The organism is Stenotrophomonas sp. STK16_22 (genome assembly GCF_051984505.1).
In the GTDB taxonomy this organism is placed as follows: domain Bacteria; phylum Pseudomonadota; class Gammaproteobacteria; order Xanthomonadales; family Xanthomonadaceae; genus Stenotrophomonas; species Stenotrophomonas maltophilia_A.
On record NZ_CP196972.1, the window covers coordinates 778,452 to 797,714 of the forward strand.

The following is a 19,263-nucleotide window of genomic DNA, read 5'->3' on the forward strand; positions in this document are numbered from 1 at the left end:
GCTGCGGCCAGGCACAAGGGCAGGGGATGACCGTCCGGCAGTGCCGCCGGTCATCGCCCGTGCATCCCAACGGCGCGGTGCGCTGCCTATAATCGCAGCGCTCTGACCGGGACCCCGCAATGCCGCACGGCCTGCCGCGCAAGATCCGTATCGCTTTCATCCTGCAGGCAGTGCTGGCCAGCCTGGGCATCCTGCTCGGTGCGTGGCTGGTTTCGCTGGTGATCAAGCACAGCCTGGTCGGCGCCGCCCTGCGCGAGGAGGCGGCGTACTTCTGGACGCTGCACGAGGCCTCGCCGGTGCAGCCGCCACCCAACACCCAGAACATCCGTGGCTACCTGCTGGAAAGCGGGCAGTCGGCCCTGTCGTTGCCGGCCAATCTGCGCAACCTGGAGCCCGGCTTCCACGAACTGCCCAAGGACGACCAGCTGGTGCTGGTCGATGTGCGCCCGGCCGGCCGCCTCTACCTGGTATTCCTGCGTTCGCGTGCGGAGATGCTGGCGTTCTGGTTCGGCATCGTGCCGGTGCTGCTGACCCTGCTGGCGGTGTATGGCGCCAGTTGGGTCACCTATCGTGCGTCCAAGCGCCTGGTATCGCCGGTGAACTGGCTGGCGCGGCGCGTCTCGCGCTGGGACCCGGGCCACCCGGAGGCGGCCGACCTGGAGCCGAACAAGCTGCCGGCGGACATGCAGGGCGAGACCCGCCAGCTGGCGGCCGCACTGCATTCGCTGGCCAACCGGGTCAGCGCGCACGTGGCGCGCGAGCGCAATTTCACCCGCGATGCCAGCCATGAACTGCGCACACCGCTGACCGTCATCCGCGTGGCCAGCGACATGGCGCTGGGCGATGACAGCCTGGAGCCGCGCCTGCGCCGCAGCCTGCAGCGCATCCAGCGTGCCGGCCGTGACATGGAGGCGGTGATCGATGCCTTCCTGATCCTGGCCCGCGAGGCCGACGTCGAACCCCAGGTCGAGCTGTTCGACGTCAATGACATCGTCCGCTACGAAGTGGACAACGCCAACGAACTGCTGGGTACGCGCCCGGTGTCGGTGCATCTGCACAGCGATGGCCCGGTGCAGCTGCATGCGCCGCCGCGGGTGCTGCAGGTGGTGGTCAGCAACCTGGTGCGCAACGCGTGCAGTTACACCGATGAGGGGCGCATCGACGTGCATGTGCACAACGATCGGGTTGTGGTGCGCGATACCGGTATCGGCATGTCGGCCGACGCACTGTCGCGGGCCTTCGAGCCGTTCTACCGCGCCGAGCCGAGCCGCCCGCAGGGCACCGGCCTGGGCCTGTCGATCGTGCGCCGGCTGTGCGATCGCTTTGGCTGGAAGGTCAGCCTGGCCAGCGAGCCGGGTCAGGGCACCGAGGCCACGGTGATCTTCCGGTAGAGGGCTTTTGCCGGGCTGCGCCCGGCACCCGCCGAGGCGACATCAACATCAAAAGCGGGCATTCCGTGAAATGGCGGGGCGGTGTGGGTTTGCAGGACACGCCGTAAACCCGTCCATGGGGGCTCGATGGCGCCATCCATGGCGCCAACGGTCCTGCAAACCCACACCGCCCCGCCTTCGACAGTTTCCCGCGATCCGCAGTAGATCCACGCCATGCGTGGATGGGGTTGCTCAGTTGCACTTCACCTTCGGCGCCAGCGCCTTGGTCCAGATCGCATAGCCGGCCGGGGTCATGTGCAGCATGTCCTCGCGGAACAGCGACGCATCCGGCTGGCCGTCGGCGCCCAGCATCGGCGTGTAGACGTCGGTGAAGCCGGTATTGGGCAGCTTGGCCAGCGCGGCCTTGATCAGCGTGTTGGCCTCGTTGATCGCCGGCAGCAGGTGCGCGCGCGACGGGCTTGGCTTGATCGACAGGTACTCCACCTTCGTCTTCGGCAGGTCGCGATGCACGCGCTGCACGAAGGCAACCACATCGTCGCGCACCTGCACGGCGCTGCGGCCGCTGTTGAGGTCGTTGTCGCCGGCGTAGAAGAACACCTTGCATGGCGCATACGGCACCACGATGCGGCCGGCGTACCAGGTGCTGTCGCGGACTTCCGAGCCGCCGAAGCCGCGGTTGAACACCGGCTGGCCGGGGAAGTCGGTGGCCAGGCTCTCCCAGAAGCGAATCGAGGAGCTGCCGATGAACTCGATGCCACCACGCGGCGGCGGGCTGGCCTGGTCGGCGCTGGCGAAGTGGGCCATGTCGCCGGCCCAGGCCACGTTGGAGACCTGCTCGGGCACGCGCGGCGGCTTGGCCGGGCTCAGCGCCTGGGCCAGGGGGGCGGCGGTCAGCAGGCCCAGCATCAGCAGGCAGGTACGGCGACGGGACATCAGGCGCTCCAGCAGGGAAGGGGAAAGCCATCATAGAAGCTGGGGCGGGCCGGGGCTTGCCCCTGGCAGTCCATTCACCGGGCCGGTGCCGGGATGCGGCTGGCGGCCTTGTGGCAAAATGGCGGCCATCTGCCTATCCCTGTGCACCCATGATTCCCTGCCGTGCGTCTGAGCGGTCGCTGCGCCGCGCCCCTGTTGCTGGATGTTCCACCCGTGGCTGATCAGTTCGGCCATCTGCCCCGCGGCCCGCGCCGCATCTTCCAGGCCGCGCGCTGGTCCTGGCAGGGCCTGCGCGCCGCCTGGCTGCATGAGTCCTCGTTCCGGCTGGAGGTCTACCTGCTGATCCTGCTGACCCCGGTCGCGGTCTGGTTGGGCCAGACCCCGGTCGAGCGTGCGCTGCTGATCGGCTCGATGCTGCTGGTGCTGGCGATGGAACTGGCCAACTCGGCCATCGAGGCGGTGATCGAACGTTACGGCAGCGAGATCCACGAGCTGGCCGGCCGCGCCAAGGACATGGGTTCGGCGGCAGTGTTCGTGCTGATGATGAACGTGCTTCTGTGCTGGGCGCTGGTCGTGGTCCCGCATGCAATGGCCGGCAATTACGGCTGATCCCCATTCCCCCACTGCCCTGAAGAGTTTCCATGTCCTTTGAGTTCCTCGCCGACCCCAATGCCTGGGTGACCCTGTTCACCCTGAGCGCACTGGAAATCGTGCTCGGCATCGACAACCTGGTGTTCATTTCCATCGCGGTCAGCAAGCTGCCGGAAGAGCGTCGCCCGTTCGCGCGCAAGCTCGGCATCGCCGTGGCCTGCATCACCCGCATCGCCCTGCTGGTGTCGCTGGCCTATCTGGCGCACATGTCCGCCAACCTGTTCACCGTGGCTGGTATGGGCATCTCCATCCGCGACCTGGTGCTGATCGTCGGTGGCCTGTTCCTGATCATCAAGGGCTACATGGAGATCAAGGAGCTGATCACCGGTGGCGAAGACGAGAACCCGGCCACCAGCAAGGCCTCGGGTGTATTCGGCATGGTCATCCTGCAGATCGCCATCATCGACATCGTGTTCTCGCTGGACTCGGTGATCACCGCCGTCGGCATCGCCGATCACATCCCGGTGATGGTCGCCGCCATCCTGCTGTCGGTGCTGGTGATGCTGCTGGCCGCCAACCCGCTGGGCCGCTTCATCGACGCAAACCCGACCGTGAAGATGCTGGCACTGGCCTTCATCCTGCTGATCGGTGCGGTGCTGATCCTGGATGGCCTGGACGTGCACGTGCCCAAGCCCTACATCTATGCGGCCATGGGTTTCTCGGTGCTGGTGGAATGGCTGAACCTGCTGATGCGCCGCCGCGCACGCGATCACCACGTGCCGGGTGCTGGCGACTGGTAAGCAGATCACAGGCAAATGTGTGTCCCAGAACCCCCGGCCAGCGCCGGGGGTTCTGCGTTATGGGACCCATTGGGCTCGCCGGGCCATGCCCGGCGGGGAGGTTCCCGCCAGCTGTGAATTGGGGTCAACAGTGTTTTCCCGGGGCGAGGCTTAATCCGGGCCGACAAAGCGCGCAGGCTACGCGCTCTTTTCCAGGACCTGCCCCACGCAGGATGACCCCATGAACTCCAGAGCCGCCTTGTTGGCCCTTGCCGTCGGCGCCTTCGCCATCGGCACCACTGAATTCGCGCCGATGGGCCTGCTGCCTGTCATTGCCGACGGCGTCGGCGTGAACATTCCAACCGCCGGCATGCTGATCACCGCCTATGCCGTGGGCGTGATGCTGGGCGCGCCGGTGATGACCCTGCTGATGGGACGGTTTGGCAAGCGCACCGCGCTGATGCTGCTGATGTCGATCTTCGTGGTCGGCAACCTGCTCTCGGCACTGGCCCCGAACTACGGCCTGCTGTTGCTGTCGCGTCTGGTCACCAGCCTCAATCACGGTGCCTTCTTCGGCATCGGTGCGGTGGTTGCCGCCAGCCTGGTGCCGAAGGACAAGCAGGCTGCCGCCGTGGCCACCATGTTCATGGGCCTGACCATCGCCAACATCGGCGGTGTGCCGTTGGCCACCTGGGTGGGCCAGCAGCTCGGCTGGCGCCTGTCCTTCGCCGGTACTGCGGTGCTGGGCCTGGTCGCGATCACCGCGCTCGGCCTCGCACTGCCGGCATCCGCGCCGGGGCCGCGCCCGGACGTGCGCCGCGAACTGAGAGCGATCCTGCAGCCGCAGGTGCTGCTGGCGATGGCTACCACCGTGCTTGGCGCCGGCGCGATGTTCACCCTCTACACCTACGTGGCGCCGGTGCTGACCGAGCTGACCGGTGCCTCCAACGCCTTCATCGCGATGTCGCTGGCGCTGATCGGCATCGGCTTCACCTTCGGCAACGGCATCGGCGGGCGCATGGCCGACTGGTCGCTGGATGGCGCCACCCGCATCCTGCTGGCGGTCCTGGCCGTGTTGATGTTCGTGCTGCCGCTGGCCTTCATGAATCACGCCACGGCGGCGCTGGGCGTGCTGCTGTTCGGCGCGGCGACTTTCGCCATCGTGCCGCCGTTGCAGATCCGAGTGATGCAGGCGGCCAGCGAGGCGCCGGGACTGGCGTCGTCGATCAACGTCGGTGCGTTCAACCTGGGCAATGCCGTGGGTGCGGCGCTGGGCGGTGCGGTGATCAGTTCGGGCCTGGGCTACGCCGCGATTCCGGTGGCCGGTGGCCTGCTGGCGGCCTCGGGGTTGCTGCTGGCATGGCTGGGGCGTCCGCGCACTGCGGTGGCCGAGGCTTGCTGAGGAGTGTTGGATTCCGGCAGGGCTTGCAGCCCTGCACCCGCCGAATCAACGTCAACGTCAACGGCAAAAGCCTGCATTCCGTGGGTTGGCGGGGTGGGTCCGGTTGAGGGGGACGCTGCAAGTACGTCCATGTAAGCTCGGTCGCCGCATCCATGCGGCTCACGCCCCCTCAACCGGACCCACCCCGCCTTCGACAGATTCCCGCGGTCTGTCGGAACGTCGTTCTGCTTTGGCAGGTGTCGACCTTGGTCGACACGAATGCCTGAAGAACCGGCTTTTGCTTTTGCTTTTGCTTTTTTCTGATCTTTCCCGCGGTGGCAGGAAATTGTCCCTGGTCGGGAGGGTGGGTTGGCTGGGGGCGTGAGCCGCATGGATGCGGCGATCGAGCTTACATGGACGTACTTGCAGCGCCCCCCAGCCAACCCACCCTCCCGGCCAACCACAGAGAGCCCGCCAACCACCGCGGAGGGGGCGGCGCCCGATGGCCGGTCTTTCACCCGAACCATGGCATGCTCGGCGCCAAGCCCACCCGGAACCTCCGCCATGCGCCTGTTCACCCGTGTCCTGCCCCTGATGCTGTTGGCCTCCCTGCTCTCCGGCTGCGGCTACAACGCCATCCAGCAGAAGGATGAAGCGGTCAAGGCCAGCTGGTCGGAGGTCATCAACCAGTACAAGCGCCGCGCCGACCTGGTGCCCAACCTGGTGCAGACCGTGAAGGGCTTCGCCAGCCAGGAAGAGCGCGTGCTGACCGAAGTCACCAACGCCCGTTCGCGCGTCGGCCAGATCAACGTCAACGCCGACGACGAAGCCTCGCTCAAGCAGTTCCAGCAGGCCCAGGGCGAACTTGGCAGCGCGCTGTCGCGGCTGCTGGTGGTCACCGAGAACTATCCGGAACTGAAGTCCAACCAGAACTTCCGCGACCTGCAGGCGCAGCTGGAAGGTACCGAGAACCGGGTCACCGTCGCCCGCGGCCGCTACATCCAGCAGGTGCAGGACTACAACACCTACATCCGCTCGTTCCCGCAGGTGATCACCGCCAAGATCTTCGGTTACAAGACCAAGCCGAACTTCACGGTGGACAACGAAGCGCAGATCTCCAACGCGCCGGCGGTCGATTTCGGCAACGCGCCGCAGCAGCAGCCGGCACCGCAGCCGGGTCACTGACCCATGCGCCTGGCCACTGCGCTGCTGGCCCTGCTGCTGTGGCTGCCGCTGGCGTCGCAGGCGCAGCAGCTGGCGCCGATTCCGGCGCTGGATTCGCCGGTGGTCGATACCACCGGCACGCTGGACACCACGCAGAAACAGGCACTGGTGCAGCAGGCGGCTGACCTGCAGCAGCGCAAGGGCAGCCAGCTGCAGGTGCTGGTGGTGCCCAGCACCCAGCCGGAGGACATCGCGCAGTACACCACGCGGGTCTTCGACCAGTGGCAGATCGGCCGCAAGGGCGTGGATGACGGGGTGCTGCTGGTGGTGGCCAAGGACGACCGGCGCGTGCGCATCGAGCCGGGCTACGGTCTGGAAGGCGCCATTCCCGATGCCATCGCCAACCGGGTCATCCAGGAATACCTGGTGCCGCGCTTCCGCAGCGGCGACTACGCCGGTGGCATCACCGACGCCACGGCGGTGCTGGTCAAGCTGATCGACGGCGAAACGCTGCCGGCACCGGTCAGCGGCCATCGCGGGCGTGAGCCCAGCAGTGGTGGCGATACCTGGTTCCTAGCGCTGTTCATCGGTGTGTTCGCCGGCAGCATCCTGCGCGGCGTGTTCTCGCGCGTGCCGCGCCCGCTGCGCGGCCTGCTCGGCGGTGCCGGTGCGGCGCTGGCGGCGTTCCTGTTCACGTCCACGCTGCTGGCCAGTGGCCTGGCAGGCGTCGTAGGGCTGATCGTGGCCATGCTCTCCGGCCATCCGGGCCGCTTTGCCGGTGGCGGCGGCTGGGGCGGTGGCAGCTGGGGCGGCGGAGGCGGCTTCGGTGGGGGCGGTGGATTTGGTGGTGGTGGCGGCTGGGGTGGCGGTGGTGGCCGCTCCGGTGGTGGCGGTGCTTCGGGGGGCTGGTGATGATCCAACGTCTATGTCGGCACGTGTTTTCGCCGTCGGTACGGCGCGCGTTCCCGCCCGCCACATTGCAGGCGATCACCGAGGCCATCGCGGCCGGTGAGCAGCGCCACGGTGGGCAGGTGATGTTCGCGGTGGAAGCGGACCTGCCGCTGGGGGCGCTGTGGCACAGGGTGACCCCGCGCCAGGCCGCCGAGCATGCCTTTGCCCGCCTGCGCACCTGGGATACCACCCACAACAACGGTGTACTGATCTACCTGCTGCTGGCTGACCACGCCATCGAGATCGTCGCCGACCGGGGTCTGCAGGGCCGGGTCAGTCCGGCGCAGTGGCAGCGGGTCTGCACCCACCTGCGCGAGGGCCTGCGTGGTTCCCATCCGGTGGAAGCGCTGCAGGATGCCATCGACGAGGTCTCCAGCCTGATCGAAGGGCACTTTCCGGCCTCGACGCGGTCGAACGATGACGCGTTGCCGAACTCGCCCCAGTTCCTTGGTTGAGCCGGGGCGGCACTGGCCCGAGAATAGGCGTTCAACCGCAAGGCACCTTCCATGATCTATTTCCACGACATCGACCCCATCGCCCTCTCGCTGGGGCCGATCAAGGTGCACTGGTACGGCATCATGTACCTGCTCGGCTTCACTGCGGCCTGGCTGCTGGGCCGCAAGCGCATCGCTGACGGGCGCCTGCCGGGTGTCGATGCCAACGGCTTCTCCGACCTGCTGTTCTACGCCATGCTCGGCGTGGTGCTGGGCGGGCGCATCGGCTACATGCTGTTCTACGCGCTGGGCGATTTCCTGCACAACCCGCTGCTGCTGTTCAAGGTGTGGGATGGCGGCATGAGTTTCCACGGCGGCCTGCTGGGCGTGATTGCCGCCTGCTGGTGGTGGTCGCGCAAGCACAAGCTGCACTTCTTCGACACCATGGACTTCATGGCGCCGCTGGTGCCGCTGGGCCTGGGCTTCGGCCGTATCGGCAATTTCATCGGTGCCGAGCTGTGGGGCAAGTACACCGACGGTAGCTGGGGCGTGGTGTTCCCGTCCGGCTTGCCGGCCCCGCTGAACCAGCTGGACCATGCGACGCTGCAGGCGCAGTTCGCCACCGGCGCGCTGAATCAGTTCGCACGCCATCCCTCCCAGCTATATGAAGCGTTGCTGGAAGGGCTGGTGATGTTCGTGGTGCTGTGGACGGTGTCGGCCAAGCCGCGTCATCGCTACCTGGTCGGTGGCCTGTTCGCGCTGATGTACGGCCTGTTCCGCTTCGCGGTGGAGTTTGTGCGCATGCCCGACAACGGCGTCTACGTGGCCTTCGACTGGCTGACCCGTGGCCAGATCCTCAGCCTGCCGCTGATCGCCTTCGGCCTGGTGCTGCTGGTGATGTCGCGCCGCGCGCCGGTACTGCAGCCGCAGCCGCTGGTAGCTGCCGAGGGCAAGGCATGAAGGCTTACCTGGACCTGCTCTCGCACGTGCTCGAACACGGCGCCGAGAAGAGCGATCGCACCGGCACCGGCACCCGCAGCGTGTTCGGCTGGCAGATGCGCTTCGACCTCAACGAAGGCTTCCCGCTGGTCACCACCAAGAAACTGCACCTGCGCTCGATCATCCACGAGCTGCTGTGGTTCCTGAAGGGCGACACCAACATCGGCTACCTGAAGGACAACCAGGTGCGGATCTGGGACGAGTGGGCCGACGAGAACGGCGACCTCGGCCCGGTCTACGGCAAGCAGTGGCGTAGCTGGGCTACCGCCGATGGCGGTGAGATCGACCAGATGCAATGGCTGGTGGACGAGATCAAGCGCAACCCCGACTCGCGCCGGCTGGTGGTCAGCGCCTGGAACGTGGGCGAGCTCTCGCAGATGGCGCTGATGCCGTGCCACAACCTGTTCCAGTTCTACGTGGTGGACGGCAAGCTCAGCTGCCAGCTGTACCAGCGCAGCGGCGACATCTTCCTCGGCGTGCCGTTCAACATTGCCAGCTACGCGTTGCTGACCCACATGGTGGCGCAGGCCACCGGCCTGGGCGTGGGTGACTTCGTGCACACGTTGGGCGATGCGCACCTGTATTCGAACCACTTCGAGCAGGCGCGCGAGCAGCTGTCGCGTGAACCGCGCGCGCTGCCGACGCTGTGGTTGAACCCGGAGGTGACCGACCTGTTCGGCTTCCAGTTCGACGACATCCGCATCGACGGCTACGATCCGCACCCGGTCATCAAGGCGCCGGTGGCGGTATGAGTACCCGCCTGATTTCCAGCGGCCTGCTGGCGCTGTGCGGCATGCTGCCGCTGGCCATGGTGCAGGCCGGACCGGCCGATGCGCTGTCGTTGGCCAGGCAGGTCAACGAGCAGATCGTGCACAAGCACATGCGCGAGGAAGTGCAGGCGTTCGCCGGGGCATTCAACGGCAGCACGATGATGCCCCAGGATGTTCCGGAAGGGTGCCGGGCGCAGATGCATGAGGCGGTAACCGGGATGTACACGGCGATGACCGAGCATCTGAAGGCCGGTATCGAGGATCCGGTCTATCAGCGCACGCTCGAGCAGCAGCTGGCCAACGTCTATTCCAGCGACCAGTTGAAGGCATTTCTGGCACGTCGTGCCAGCACCGACACCGCTGCGCTGTCGGCAGACATCCTGTCAGGACCGGGCCTGAAGGATATCGAAAAGGCGCAGAAGCAGAAGATCCTCGGTGGCCTGGATGAGCGGTCCACGTCCAACCCTGCGCTGGCTGCGGCGTTGCAGGCTGCCAGTGCCGCGAACGCTGCCTGCGAACGCCTGCAGATCGACGCCAGCTGAGGAGGTGGCAGCAATGAAGCTCTCGATGATTGTGGCACTGGACCGCAACCGTGGCATCGGCCAGGGCAATGCCATGCCCTGGCACCTGCCGGATGATTTCAAGCACTTCAAGGCGCTCACCCTGGGCAAGCCGATCCTGATGGGGCGCAAGACGGCCGAGTCGATCGGCCGCGTGCTGCCGGGGCGGACCAACCTAGTGCTGACCCGCAGCGGCCAGGTGCCGTTCGAGGGCATGCGCGCGGTGGCGTCGCTGGACGAGGCGAAGGCGATTGCCGAAGGCGAGGGCGCCAGCGAGCTATGCATCATCGGCGGCGGCGAGATCTTCCACCAGCTGCTGGACCAGGTCAGTGACCTGTACCTGACCTGGGTGGATGCCGAAGTCCCCGCCGATACCCATTTCCCCGAAGTGGACGTGCAGGACTGGCGGGAAGTGAGCAGCGAGCCGCATCCGGCCGACGAACGTCACGCGTACGCGTTCCGCTTCGTGCACTACGTGCGCCGTTGACCGCCGCCCATCTGTAGAGCCGAGCCATGCTCGGCTGCTGTTGCCGGACACATCCCGTAGCCGAGCATGGCTCGGCTCTACAGGATTGCCTACGGCATCCGGTAATGCCCGATGATGGCGTGCCGGAACAGCAGGTTCTCTTCGCGGGTGCCGCGCGCGATGTTGTGCAGCACCAGCGGCGTGCCATCGGCCAGCTGCCGGTCGGAGACGATGCCCACGTGCAGCAGGCCGTTGCCGTTGAGCTTCCAGGCAACGATGTCACCGGCCGCATAGTCGGTGGCGAGGGCGGTGATCGGTTGCTGCCAGCCCTGCCGTTCGAACCAGCGCATCAGGTTCGGTACACGACGATGATCGATGTTGCGGTCCGGCCGTGACAGGCCCCAGATCGCCGGATAGGCACTGAAGTTGCCGCGCATGTCTTCATGCACGCGTGCCTGCAGGTCCAGGCCCTGGCTGCGCAGGGCGCGCACCACCACATCGGTGCACACGCCGCGATCCAGTGGCACGTCGCCGCCGGGATAGGCCAGCACTTGATAGGCAGGGTCGTAGCGGGTGGTGACGCCGATCTGCGCGCGCGCCGCAGCCACCAGTGGCGGCGAAGGCGCCTGTGGTGGCGTCGGTGTGCGTTCAGCGCTGTCCGCAGCCGTGGGAGCAGTCGGCGAGCCGGGCTGGCAGCCGCTGGCCAGGGCCAGCGTCAGCAGCAGCACCGTCCATGGTGCCCAGCCGTGCCGCGTCATGCCTGCGGCGGGGTGCTGTTGTTGTTGGGACCGCCGGAGCCACCACCACCACCACGGCGACGACGACGGCGCGGGCCGCGGTTGCCCGGGTTGGCGGCCGGAGCATTGCCGCCGCCCTGTTCCTTGCCCTGCGCCGGTGCAGCCGGGCGCTCGCGCGCCGGGCGCGCTGGCGGGCGGGCGTTGGGCACGGGTGCCGGTACATCGCGGCCTGGCACCTGCACCACGCGCAGTTCATCGGTATCGAGCTGGATCGCGGTCAGCTTGCCGCCCCAGACCGCGCCGGTGTCGATGGCGTGCACGCCCTGGGTGATGGTCAGGCCCAGCGCCGACCAGTGGCCGCAGACCACCTTGAGGTCACGCTCGACCCGGCCCGGCACTTCGAACCAGGGATACAGCCCCTGTTCCTGGGTGCCCGGCGTGCCCTTGTCCTCGATGCCGATGCGCCCGCGCGGGGTGCAGTAGCGCATGCGGGTGAGCACGTTGATGATCGCGCGCGAGCGGTCGTAGCCGGACAGGTTCGGTGCCCAGCTCGGCTTGTCGCCGTACATGTTGCGGAACAGCTTGCGGTAGCCGGCGCCGTGCAGCTGCACCTCGACTTCGGCCGCATGCTTCTCGGCCATCTGCGTGGTCCACTTCGGCGCCAGGCCGGCGTGCACCATCATCCAGCCCAGCTCGCGGTCCACGTGCACCAGCTTCTGCAGGCGCAGCCAGTCCAGCAGTTCGTCGCGGTCCTCGGCCTGCACGATGCGCAGCAGGTCCGGGTTGACCTTGCGCTGTTCCTCTTCGGTGCGCGCACCGACGGCCAGCAGCGAAAGGTCATGGTTGCCCAGCACCACCACGCTGTGCTCGCGCAGCGAATGCACCAGCCGCAGCGTTTCCAGTGACTGGCCACCGCGGTTGACCAGGTCGCCGCAGAACCACAGGGTGTCCTGCGCCGGGTCGAAACGGATCTTCTCCAGCAGTCGCTGGGTGACGTCATAGCAGCCCTGCAGGTCGCCGATCGCCCACACACTCATCGTTCGGCCTCCGTGTCAGTGCAGGGTACGCGGGATGGCCAGCACGAAAGGTGCGACCGGCGCGGCAAATTCGGTGCCGTCGTCGGCGACCATGTCGTAGTGGCCCTGCATGGTCCCGTGATCGGTCCCCAGCATGACACCGGACGTGTAATGGAAGTCTTCACCGGGACGCAGGCGCGGCTGCTCGCCGATCACCCCGTCACCATCGACGTGCTCGACGCGGCCGTTGGCATCGGTGATGCGCCAGTGGCGTGCGACCAGGCGCGCGGCAACACGCCCCTGGTTGTGGATGCGGATCGTGTAGGCGAACGCATAGCGCCCGTCTTCCGGCGCGGATTGATCGTCGAGGAAGCGCGGTGCGACTTCGACGGAGATGGCATAAACGTCAGCGTCTTCCATACCGGCAGTGTAATCAGGAGGCATTGGCCAAAGCGATGAATTCGGCCACGTCCAGCTGTTCGGCGCGGGCATCGGGACGCACGCCGGCGGCAACGAACTGTTCGGCGGACACCACGTTGTTCAGGGCGTTGCGCAGGGTCTTGCGGCGCTGCCCGAAGGCGGCCTTGACCACCTCGGCGAAACGCTTGTGGTCGTGGATGTTGATCGTGGCCGGGTCACGCGGCACCAGCCGCACCACGGCCGAATCGACCTTCGGCGGCGGCCGGAACGCGCCCGGCGGCACCACGAACAGCGAGGTCACCTGGCAGTAGGCCTGCAGCATCACGCTGAGCCGGCCGTACACCTTGCTGCCGGGGCCGGCGGCCATGCGGTCGACCACTTCCTTCTGCAGCATGAAGTGCATGTCGCGGATCACCGCCGCATGTTCCAGTGCATGGAACAGGATCGGCGAGGAGATGTTGTAGGGCAGGTTGCCGACCAGGCGGATCGACTGGCCGGCAGCCAGCTCGGTGAAGTCCACGCGCAGCACGTCGCGGTGGACGATGGTCAGCTCGCCCAGCGGCTCGGCGGCGGCGGTCAGTGGCGCGATCAGGTCGCGGTCGAACTCGATCACCGTCAGTTTCGGATGCACGCGCAGCAGCGGCAGGGTGATCGCGCCCTGGCCCGGGCCGATCTCGACCAGGCGGTCACCGTCTTTCGGGTTGACCGCCATCACGATCTTGTCGATGTAGTGGCGGTCGGCCAGGAAATGCTGGCCAAGCTGCTTCTTGGCCGGGGCGGTGAACACCGGGCCGGAGGGGGAATGCGGGGAATTCATGCGCTCAGTGTACGTTGCCGCGCAAGCTGCGCACACAACGTCGTTGCCGCCTGCAGGCTGGAAGGATCGGCAATGCCGAGGCCGGCAAGGTCCAGCGCGGTGCCATGGTCCACCGCCACGCGCGGGTAGGGCAGGCCCAGGGTCAGGTTCACCGCCTGCTCGAAGCCCGAATACTTCAGCACCGGCAGGCCCTGGTCGTGGTACATCGCCAGCACGCTGTCGAAGCCTGCCAGCTTGGCCGGCAGGAAGGCGGTATCGGCCGGCAGCGGCCCGATCAGGTCCATGCCCTCCGCGCGCAGGCGCTGCAGCAGCGGGATGACCAGGTCCAGTTCCTCGCGGCCCAGATGACCGTCTTCACCGGCATGCGGGTTCAGGCCGAGCACGGCGATGCGTGGCGCGGGCAGGCCGAATTCGCGGCGCAGCGCAGCGTGCACGGTGCGCAGGGTGTGTTCCAGGCCGGGCGCGGTGATCGCGTCGGCCACCTCGCGCAGTGGCAGGTGGGTGGTGGCCAGGGCCACGCGCACGATGTGGTTGGCCAGCATCATCACCACCTTCACCCCGGCCTGGTCGGCCAGCAGTTCGGTGGTGCCGCTGTAGGCGATGCCGCCTTCGTTGATGACCGCCTTGTGCACCGGGCCGGTGACTACGCCGTGCAGTTCGCCGGACAGGCACGCCTGGCCGGCACCGAGCAGGGCGCCGATGACGGCGCCGGCGTTGGCCGGATTGGCCTGGCCGAAGTGGCTGGGCACGGTATTGGCTACCACGCGCACACGCAGATCGCCGGGGACGCGTGCTTCGGCGTCCTCGGGCAACAGCTGCAGGGGCAGGTTCAGCGCGGCCGCGGCCGCGCGCAGGGTATCCGGGTCGGCGAAGGCCAGCAGCCGGCAATCTTCACGCGGCTGCTGGACGAGGCGGACACACAGCTCCGGGCCGATCCCGGCGGGCTCGCCCGGTACCAGAGCGAGCTCGGGGCGCATCGGTCAGGACTGCGGCGGCGTGGCGGTGTTTTCCGCGCGGTCGCCGCTGCGGAAGCTGACGTAGGCTTCGCCACGCAGTTCCTGCAGGAAGCGGTTGTACTCGTCTTCCAGCTTGCGGCGGCCGATGGTCTCGCGGACCTGGGCACGCTGGTTGTCAGTGGTCACGTCGGTCTGGCGGGTGCCCACGCGCTGCACGATGTGCCAGCCGGCATCGGTGCGGAACGGCTGGCTGACGCCACCGTCCTGGATGCCGGACACCTGCTGGCCGAACGCCGGACCGAACGCGTCGGCCGGGAACCAGCCCAGATCGCCGCCCTGGCCCTTGCTGTTGTTGTCCTCGGAGGACTCCTTGGCCACGGTCTCGAAGTCCGCGCCACCGGCGATGCGGGCACGCAGGGTATCGATCTTGGCCTTGGCGGCAGCGTCGGTCTGGTGATCGTCCACGCGCACCAGGATGTGGCGGCCGTGGTACTCGGTGACCGTGTGCTCGCCACCGCTGGCGGCGCTGGCATCACGCACTTCCACCAGCTTCAGCAGCTGGAAGCCGCTGGGGCCGCGGATCGGGCCGACCACTTCGCCGGGCTTCATCTTTTCCATCATCTGCGCGAAGGCCTGCGGGATTTCGTCCAGGCTGCGCCAGCCCAGGTCGCCGCCTTCCAGCGCGTTGGGGCTGTCCGAATAACGCACGGCGGCGGCGTTGAAGTCCAGCTCACCCTTGTCCAGCAGGGCCTTCACGCCTTCGGCCTTCTTCTGGCCGGTGGCGATCTGGTCGGCGTTGGAGCCGTCGGGCAGGGCGATCAGGATGTGCGCCAGGTGGTACTGGTTGCCAACCGTGGCCTGCTGCTTCAGGGCGGCGTCGACTTCGCCCTCGCTGACGCTGATGCGGCTCTGCGCGAAGCTCTGGCGCAGGCGCTGCACGGTGATTTCATCGCGCACTGAAGCGCGGAAATCGTTGAAGTCGATGCCGTCGTGGGCCAGGCGCTGGCGCAGTGCATCCAGGTTCGAGCCGTTCTGCTGAGCGATGGCATTCATCGCCTGGTTCAGCTCCTGGTCGCTGACGCGGATGCCGCTGCCCTGTGCGCGGGCCACCTGCAGCTTGACCAGCACCAGGCGCTCGAGCACCTGGCGGCTGAGTACGTCTTCCGGCGGCAGCTGGTTTTCACGGCCGGCGTACTGCGCCTTGATGTTGGCGATCGCACGCTGGAGCTCGCTCTGCAGGATCACGTCCTCGTCGACGACGGCGGCGATGCGGTCCAACGGCTGCGCCTCCTGCGCGAGCACCTGCAGGGGGGCGGACACGCTGGACACCGCCAGCAGGGAGGCGAGAAGAACGGGGAAGCGCTTGGTCATGGGATCTGATTCGGATCGTAGTCATCCCGGGTCGCCCCGGTGTTGCTGGGCGGCACGAGATAGAGGTCGTCGCGGTTGTAGCCGAGGATAGCACGGCGCAGCGTACGGTCCGTGTCCTGGCCGATGGAGCTGAGGCCCTTGAGGACGAACTCCAGCTGGATGGAATTGTTCATGTCGCCTTCGCGGTTGCGCACGTAGCGGCGGGCCACTGCACGCACGGCCAGGCAGCAGCTGTCCCACTGCACGCCGGCGATGATCTCCAGCGGTTCCTTGTCCTGCAGCGAGTAGTAATACCGGCCCACCAGGCTCCAGCGCGCATTCAGCGGGTACAGGAACGACAGGTCGGCCTGCTCCAGCAGGGTCCGGTCATGCTTGTTGGCGGTTGCCGGGGCGCCGGCATTGATGCGGTAGCGGTAGCTGAGGTTGATCACGCCATCGTTGGGCATCAGATAACGGGCGCGGACGCTGGCCAGATCCTCGCGCTTGTACTTCGGGTCCCACTGGTAGGTGGCGCCCAGGGTCCAGCGGTCGTTGATCATGTAGTTGCCGTCGGCGATCCACGCCGACTTGCCCTTCTCCACCGGCGCGCCGCCCGGCGTGGTGCTCACCCGCGATTCGTCGAAGTACTGGATCTGGCCGATCGCGGCCGAGAAGCGTTCCTTGCCGGTGGTCTGGTCGATGAAGCGGGTGCCCAGTGCCAGGGTCAGCTGGTTGGCATCGTTCTGGCGGTCGGCGCCGGTATAGCGCGAGTCGCGGAACAGCTGGCCCCAGCTGAAGGTGAAGTCACGGGTGTCGAAGATCGGCAGCTCGTCCTGGTTGCGGTAGGGGGTGCGCAGGTAGAACAGGCGCGGCTCCAGGGTCTGCAGGAATGACTTGCCTCCGATCGACGTCTCGCGATCGAAGAACAGGCCGGCATCAAGGCTGCCGATCGGCAGGCTGCGGCTGGGCGAGGTATTGCCGCGCAGCTGTTCCGGAGTGGCCGTGGCCGGGTCGATGCCCTGCGAGCGCAGGATCTGGGCCTGGATGCCCCTTACCCCATCCACTAGACCACGGTCCAGTTGATAGGCGGTGTAGCGGTAGGCCAGGGTAGGGGTCACATACCAAGCTGCGCCACTGATCGGGAACGACACATACGGCTTCACGTCCAGTCGTGAACCGCCGCTGACACCGACGCCGTCGGTCCACTGCACTCCATTACGGGTGTACTGCAGATCCTCGCCGGCGCCGACGGCATTCTTGAAGTTGATGTCGTCATGCGTGAAGCGCACCGCTTCGGTGTAGATGCCGGTTTCCAGCCACGGCAGCACCGGCTTGTTCCAGTTGAAGAACAGGCGTGGCTCGCGGTTGTAGGGCAGGGCGCGCTCGTCGAGGGTGTAGTCGGTCAGCTGCCAGCGGTCGGCCATGATGCCGGCCGTCCAGTTCTGGCCGGTGCCGTACAGGCCGATGGTGCTCTGCAGGTTGGAGGCGGTCACCCCCACCAGGCGGTTGGCGAAGTCCTCGACATAGCGTTCGTCGCTCACCCAGGCCAGGTTGGCGCGGGCCTGCCAGTGGCTGTTCACGTTGTGGTAGCCGTCGAACATCACCCGGCCGCGGTCGCGGTCGCGCAGCTTGTCGTTGGGCATGTAGCTGGTCAGCACCTCGCCACGGCCGCCGTTGTAGAGGTAGCGGAACTCGTTGTCGAGCAGCAGGCCGCGCCGGCTCATGTAGCGCGGGGTCAGGGTATCGTCGTAGTTCGGCGCCAGGTTGAAATAGATCGGCTGCGCATAATCGAAGCCATTGCGCCCGGACATGCCCAGCTGCGGGAACAGCAGGCCGGTCTTGCGGCGGTCATCGATCGGGAACTTGAAGTAGGGCGCCCACAGCACCGGCACCTTGCCGATCCGCAGCACGGCGTTGCGGGCCGTGCCGAAGCCTTCGTCGTTGTCCACTTCGATCTGCGGCGCCGACAGCTTCCACACCGGCTGCGACGGGTCGCAGGTGGTGTAGGTGGAGCGGTGCATCTGGCCGACCGCGCCCTGCAGGTCGACCGACTCGGCATCACCGTTGCCCCGGCGCGATACCAGCTGGTACTTGATGTCGGAGATCTTGTGGGTGTCGCTTTCCTGGTTGCCTTCGGCGCGCTTGGCGACCATCCGGATCGACCCGTCCTGGTAGCGGACATTGCCGTCGGCGATGTAGTTGCCGGTCTCGGTGTCGAAGCTGAGCTTGTCGGTACCGACGAACTGGTCACCCCGGCGCAGCGCCACGTTGCCCTCGTACTGCGGCACCGTGGTGGTGCCCAGCAGCTGGTCGCCTTCGATGTCGGTCGGCTGGTTCTCGCGGGCGGCTGCGGCAGCAGCCTTGTCCTGGGCCGGGACCGGGGTGGGGGCGTCGGTGAACGCGGGAATGACGTCGGTGGCCGGGCACAGGCCCCAGTTGAGCGGCTTATCATCGGCCATCGCCGGCAGGCTGATGGCGATGCTCAGAGGCAGGGGAAGCAGGCGGAGGGCTCGGCGCACGCGGTTCGGATTCGGGCGAAAACGGACGGTAGCTTGCCCCATCCCTTGCATAGGGGCAATGAAGGGCGCCGGAGCCTGCCGGTTCGGGTTCATCCGGCGGAGGCACCCGCAGAGGGGGTGATCAGGGCCTGGACATGGGCCATGCTGCACTCGGCCAGGGCCTGCAGGTCGTAGCCGCCCTCCAGCATCGAGACCACCCGGCCGGCGGCGTGACGGCGTGCCAGCGCATGCAGTTCACGGGTGATCCAGGCGAAATCGTCGGTCTCCAGCATCAGATCGGCCTGCGGGTCGCGCAGGTGGGCGTCGAAGCCGGCGGAGATCAGCAGCAGCTGCGGACGGAAGTCGTCGATGGCTGGCAGCATCTCGTCGGCCCAGACGTTGCGGAAGCGGAAGCCGCCGCTGCCCGGTGGCAACAGGATGTTCATCAGGTTGCCGGCACCGCGGTCGCGGCGCAGGCCGGAATTGGGGAACAGCCCGGCCTGGTGGGTGCTGTAGTAGGAGACCCGGGCATCGTGCTGGAAGATGTCCTGGGTGCCATTGCCGTGGTGGACGTCGAAATCGACCACCGCGATCCGCTCCAGGCCATGGCGGTCACGGGCATAGGCGGCAGCGATGGCGATGTTGTTCAGCAGGCAGAAGCCCATCGCCGTGCTGCTGGTGGCGTGGTGGCCCGGCGGGCGTACCGCGCAGAAGGCCAGCGGGTCCTCGCCCAGCATTACCGCATCGACCGCGGCCACACCGGCACCGGCGGCGTGCACGGCGGCGCTGGCCGAACCTGGCGAGGTCCAGGTGTCCATGTCCAGCTGGCGCAGCGGCGCGGTCTGCGGCTGCAGCACGAAGTCGAGCAGGGCGCTGTCGTGGACCCGGGTCAGTTCGCCGAACTTGGCCGGCGGCGCCTCGCGCCAGTCCAGCTGATCAGGGAAGGCGGCGTGCAGTGCGTCGAGTACGTACTGCAGGCGCTGCGGGCACTCCGGATGGCCGGGGCCGGGGTCATGCAGCAGGCAGGACGGGTGGGTATAGACCAGCATC

20 protein-coding genes are annotated in these 19,263 nt (G+C 67.3%); 11 read left to right on the plus strand and 9 right to left on the minus strand.

The features are described from left to right. The first annotated feature begins 119 nt into the window (after positions 1 to 119). Positions 120 to 1,391 carry a sensor histidine kinase gene (locus ACSYAO_RS03450; protein WP_032129926.1) on the plus strand — a complete coding sequence of 424 codons (1,272 nt, stop codon included), beginning with the start codon at positions 120 to 122 and terminating at the stop codon, positions 1,389 to 1,391. A gap of 231 nt (positions 1,392 to 1,622) precedes the next feature. Here ACSYAO_RS03450 and ACSYAO_RS03455 read toward each other — a convergent pair whose 3' ends face one another. After that, positions 1,623 to 2,324, minus strand: a complete 702-nt coding sequence (locus ACSYAO_RS03455) for an SGNH/GDSL hydrolase family protein (RefSeq protein WP_049461812.1) — start codon at positions 2,322 to 2,324, stop codon at positions 1,623 to 1,625. 213 nt (positions 2,325 to 2,537) lie between these two features. Between ACSYAO_RS03455 and ACSYAO_RS03460 the strand changes: the two genes are divergently transcribed. The 10 genes from ACSYAO_RS03460 to ACSYAO_RS03505 all read left to right on the plus strand — a co-directional run bounded on the left by ACSYAO_RS03460 (position 2,538) and on the right by ACSYAO_RS03505 (position 10,440). Beyond that, on the plus strand, positions 2,538 to 2,933 hold the full coding sequence (locus ACSYAO_RS03460; protein ID WP_032129924.1) for a diacylglycerol kinase: 396 nt from the start codon (positions 2,538 to 2,540) through the stop codon (positions 2,931 to 2,933). A 32-nt stretch (positions 2,934 to 2,965) separates the two neighbouring features. Continuing rightward, positions 2,966 to 3,715, plus strand: coding sequence for a TerC family protein (locus ACSYAO_RS03465; RefSeq protein ID WP_004144462.1), 750 nt, complete (start codon positions 2,966 to 2,968; stop codon positions 3,713 to 3,715). A 220-nt stretch (positions 3,716 to 3,935) separates the two neighbouring features. After that, complete coding sequence (locus ACSYAO_RS03470) at positions 3,936 to 5,096, plus strand: MFS transporter (protein ID WP_032129923.1); 1,161 nt, start codon at positions 3,936 to 3,938, stop codon at positions 5,094 to 5,096. Between the two features lie 543 nt (positions 5,097 to 5,639). Next, positions 5,640 to 6,260: a LemA family protein gene (locus ACSYAO_RS03475; protein WP_049460899.1), complete on the plus strand. Its 621-nt coding sequence runs from the start codon at positions 5,640 to 5,642 to the stop codon at positions 6,258 to 6,260. Between the two features lie 3 nt (positions 6,261 to 6,263). Continuing rightward, positions 6,264 to 7,151, plus strand: a complete 888-nt coding sequence (locus ACSYAO_RS03480; protein ID WP_049460901.1) for a TPM domain-containing protein — start codon at positions 6,264 to 6,266, stop codon at positions 7,149 to 7,151. Beyond that, positions 7,151 to 7,645, plus strand: coding sequence for a TPM domain-containing protein (locus ACSYAO_RS03485; protein ID WP_049460903.1), 495 nt, complete (start codon positions 7,151 to 7,153; stop codon positions 7,643 to 7,645). The genes ACSYAO_RS03480 and ACSYAO_RS03485 overlap by 1 nt, the downstream gene beginning before the upstream one ends. Before the next feature lie 51 nt (positions 7,646 to 7,696). Continuing rightward, complete coding sequence (lgt, locus tag ACSYAO_RS03490) at positions 7,697 to 8,584, plus strand: prolipoprotein diacylglyceryl transferase (RefSeq protein WP_049422854.1); 888 nt, start codon at positions 7,697 to 7,699, stop codon at positions 8,582 to 8,584. Continuing rightward, entirely contained in the window at positions 8,581 to 9,375 is a 795-nt protein-coding gene (locus ACSYAO_RS03495; protein WP_049460905.1) for a thymidylate synthase, read from the plus strand. The genes lgt and ACSYAO_RS03495 overlap by 4 nt, the downstream gene beginning before the upstream one ends. After that, a complete protein-coding gene (locus tag ACSYAO_RS03500) occupies positions 9,372 to 9,935 on the plus strand; it encodes a hypothetical protein (protein ID WP_223224670.1) in 564 nt (187 codons plus the stop codon). Before ACSYAO_RS03495 ends, ACSYAO_RS03500 begins: the two co-directional genes overlap by 4 nt. A gap of 13 nt (positions 9,936 to 9,948) precedes the next feature. Next, on the plus strand, positions 9,949 to 10,440 hold the full coding sequence (locus ACSYAO_RS03505) for a dihydrofolate reductase (protein WP_049460906.1): 492 nt from the start codon (positions 9,949 to 9,951) through the stop codon (positions 10,438 to 10,440). Between the two features lie 89 nt (positions 10,441 to 10,529). Here ACSYAO_RS03505 and ACSYAO_RS03510 read toward each other — a convergent pair whose 3' ends face one another. From ACSYAO_RS03510 to ACSYAO_RS03545, 8 genes are all read right to left on the minus strand, one after another. Continuing rightward, positions 10,530 to 11,177, minus strand: coding sequence for a DUF1287 domain-containing protein (locus ACSYAO_RS03510; RefSeq protein WP_032129902.1), 648 nt, complete (start codon positions 11,175 to 11,177; stop codon positions 10,530 to 10,532). Next, positions 11,174 to 12,193, minus strand: coding sequence for a symmetrical bis(5'-nucleosyl)-tetraphosphatase (locus ACSYAO_RS03515; RefSeq protein ID WP_049460908.1), 1,020 nt, complete (start codon positions 12,191 to 12,193; stop codon positions 11,174 to 11,176). The genes ACSYAO_RS03510 and ACSYAO_RS03515 overlap by 4 nt, the downstream gene beginning before the upstream one ends. A 15-nt stretch (positions 12,194 to 12,208) precedes the next feature. Further along, positions 12,209 to 12,592, minus strand: coding sequence for a Co2+/Mg2+ efflux protein ApaG (gene apaG / locus ACSYAO_RS03520; RefSeq protein WP_005412297.1), 384 nt, complete (start codon positions 12,590 to 12,592; stop codon positions 12,209 to 12,211). A gap of 13 nt (positions 12,593 to 12,605) precedes the next feature. After that, positions 12,606 to 13,409 (minus strand): 16S rRNA (adenine(1518)-N(6)/adenine(1519)-N(6))-dimethyltransferase RsmA, encoded by an 804-nt coding sequence (gene rsmA, locus ACSYAO_RS03525; RefSeq protein WP_049460910.1) that lies wholly within the window; start codon positions 13,407 to 13,409, stop codon positions 12,606 to 12,608. After that, the gene (pdxA, locus tag ACSYAO_RS03530) at positions 13,406 to 14,386 is read right to left on the minus strand and encodes a 4-hydroxythreonine-4-phosphate dehydrogenase PdxA (RefSeq protein WP_049460912.1); all 981 of its coding nucleotides are present in this window, start codon (positions 14,384 to 14,386) and stop codon (positions 13,406 to 13,408) included. The genes rsmA and pdxA overlap by 4 nt, the downstream gene beginning before the upstream one ends. A gap of 3 nt (positions 14,387 to 14,389) precedes the next feature. Continuing rightward, positions 14,390 to 15,736 (minus strand): peptidylprolyl isomerase, encoded by a 1,347-nt coding sequence (locus ACSYAO_RS03535; RefSeq protein WP_032129906.1) that lies wholly within the window; start codon positions 15,734 to 15,736, stop codon positions 14,390 to 14,392. Continuing rightward, positions 15,733 to 18,234 (minus strand): LPS-assembly protein LptD, encoded by a 2,502-nt coding sequence (gene lptD, locus ACSYAO_RS03540; protein ID WP_080291831.1) that lies wholly within the window; start codon positions 18,232 to 18,234, stop codon positions 15,733 to 15,735. Before lptD ends, ACSYAO_RS03535 begins: the two co-directional genes overlap by 4 nt. 89 nt (positions 18,235 to 18,323) lie before the next feature. Further along, entirely contained in the window at positions 18,324 to 19,262 is a 939-nt protein-coding gene (locus ACSYAO_RS03545) for a histone deacetylase family protein (protein WP_049460914.1), read from the minus strand. Between the last annotated feature and the right edge of the window lies 1 nt (position 19,263).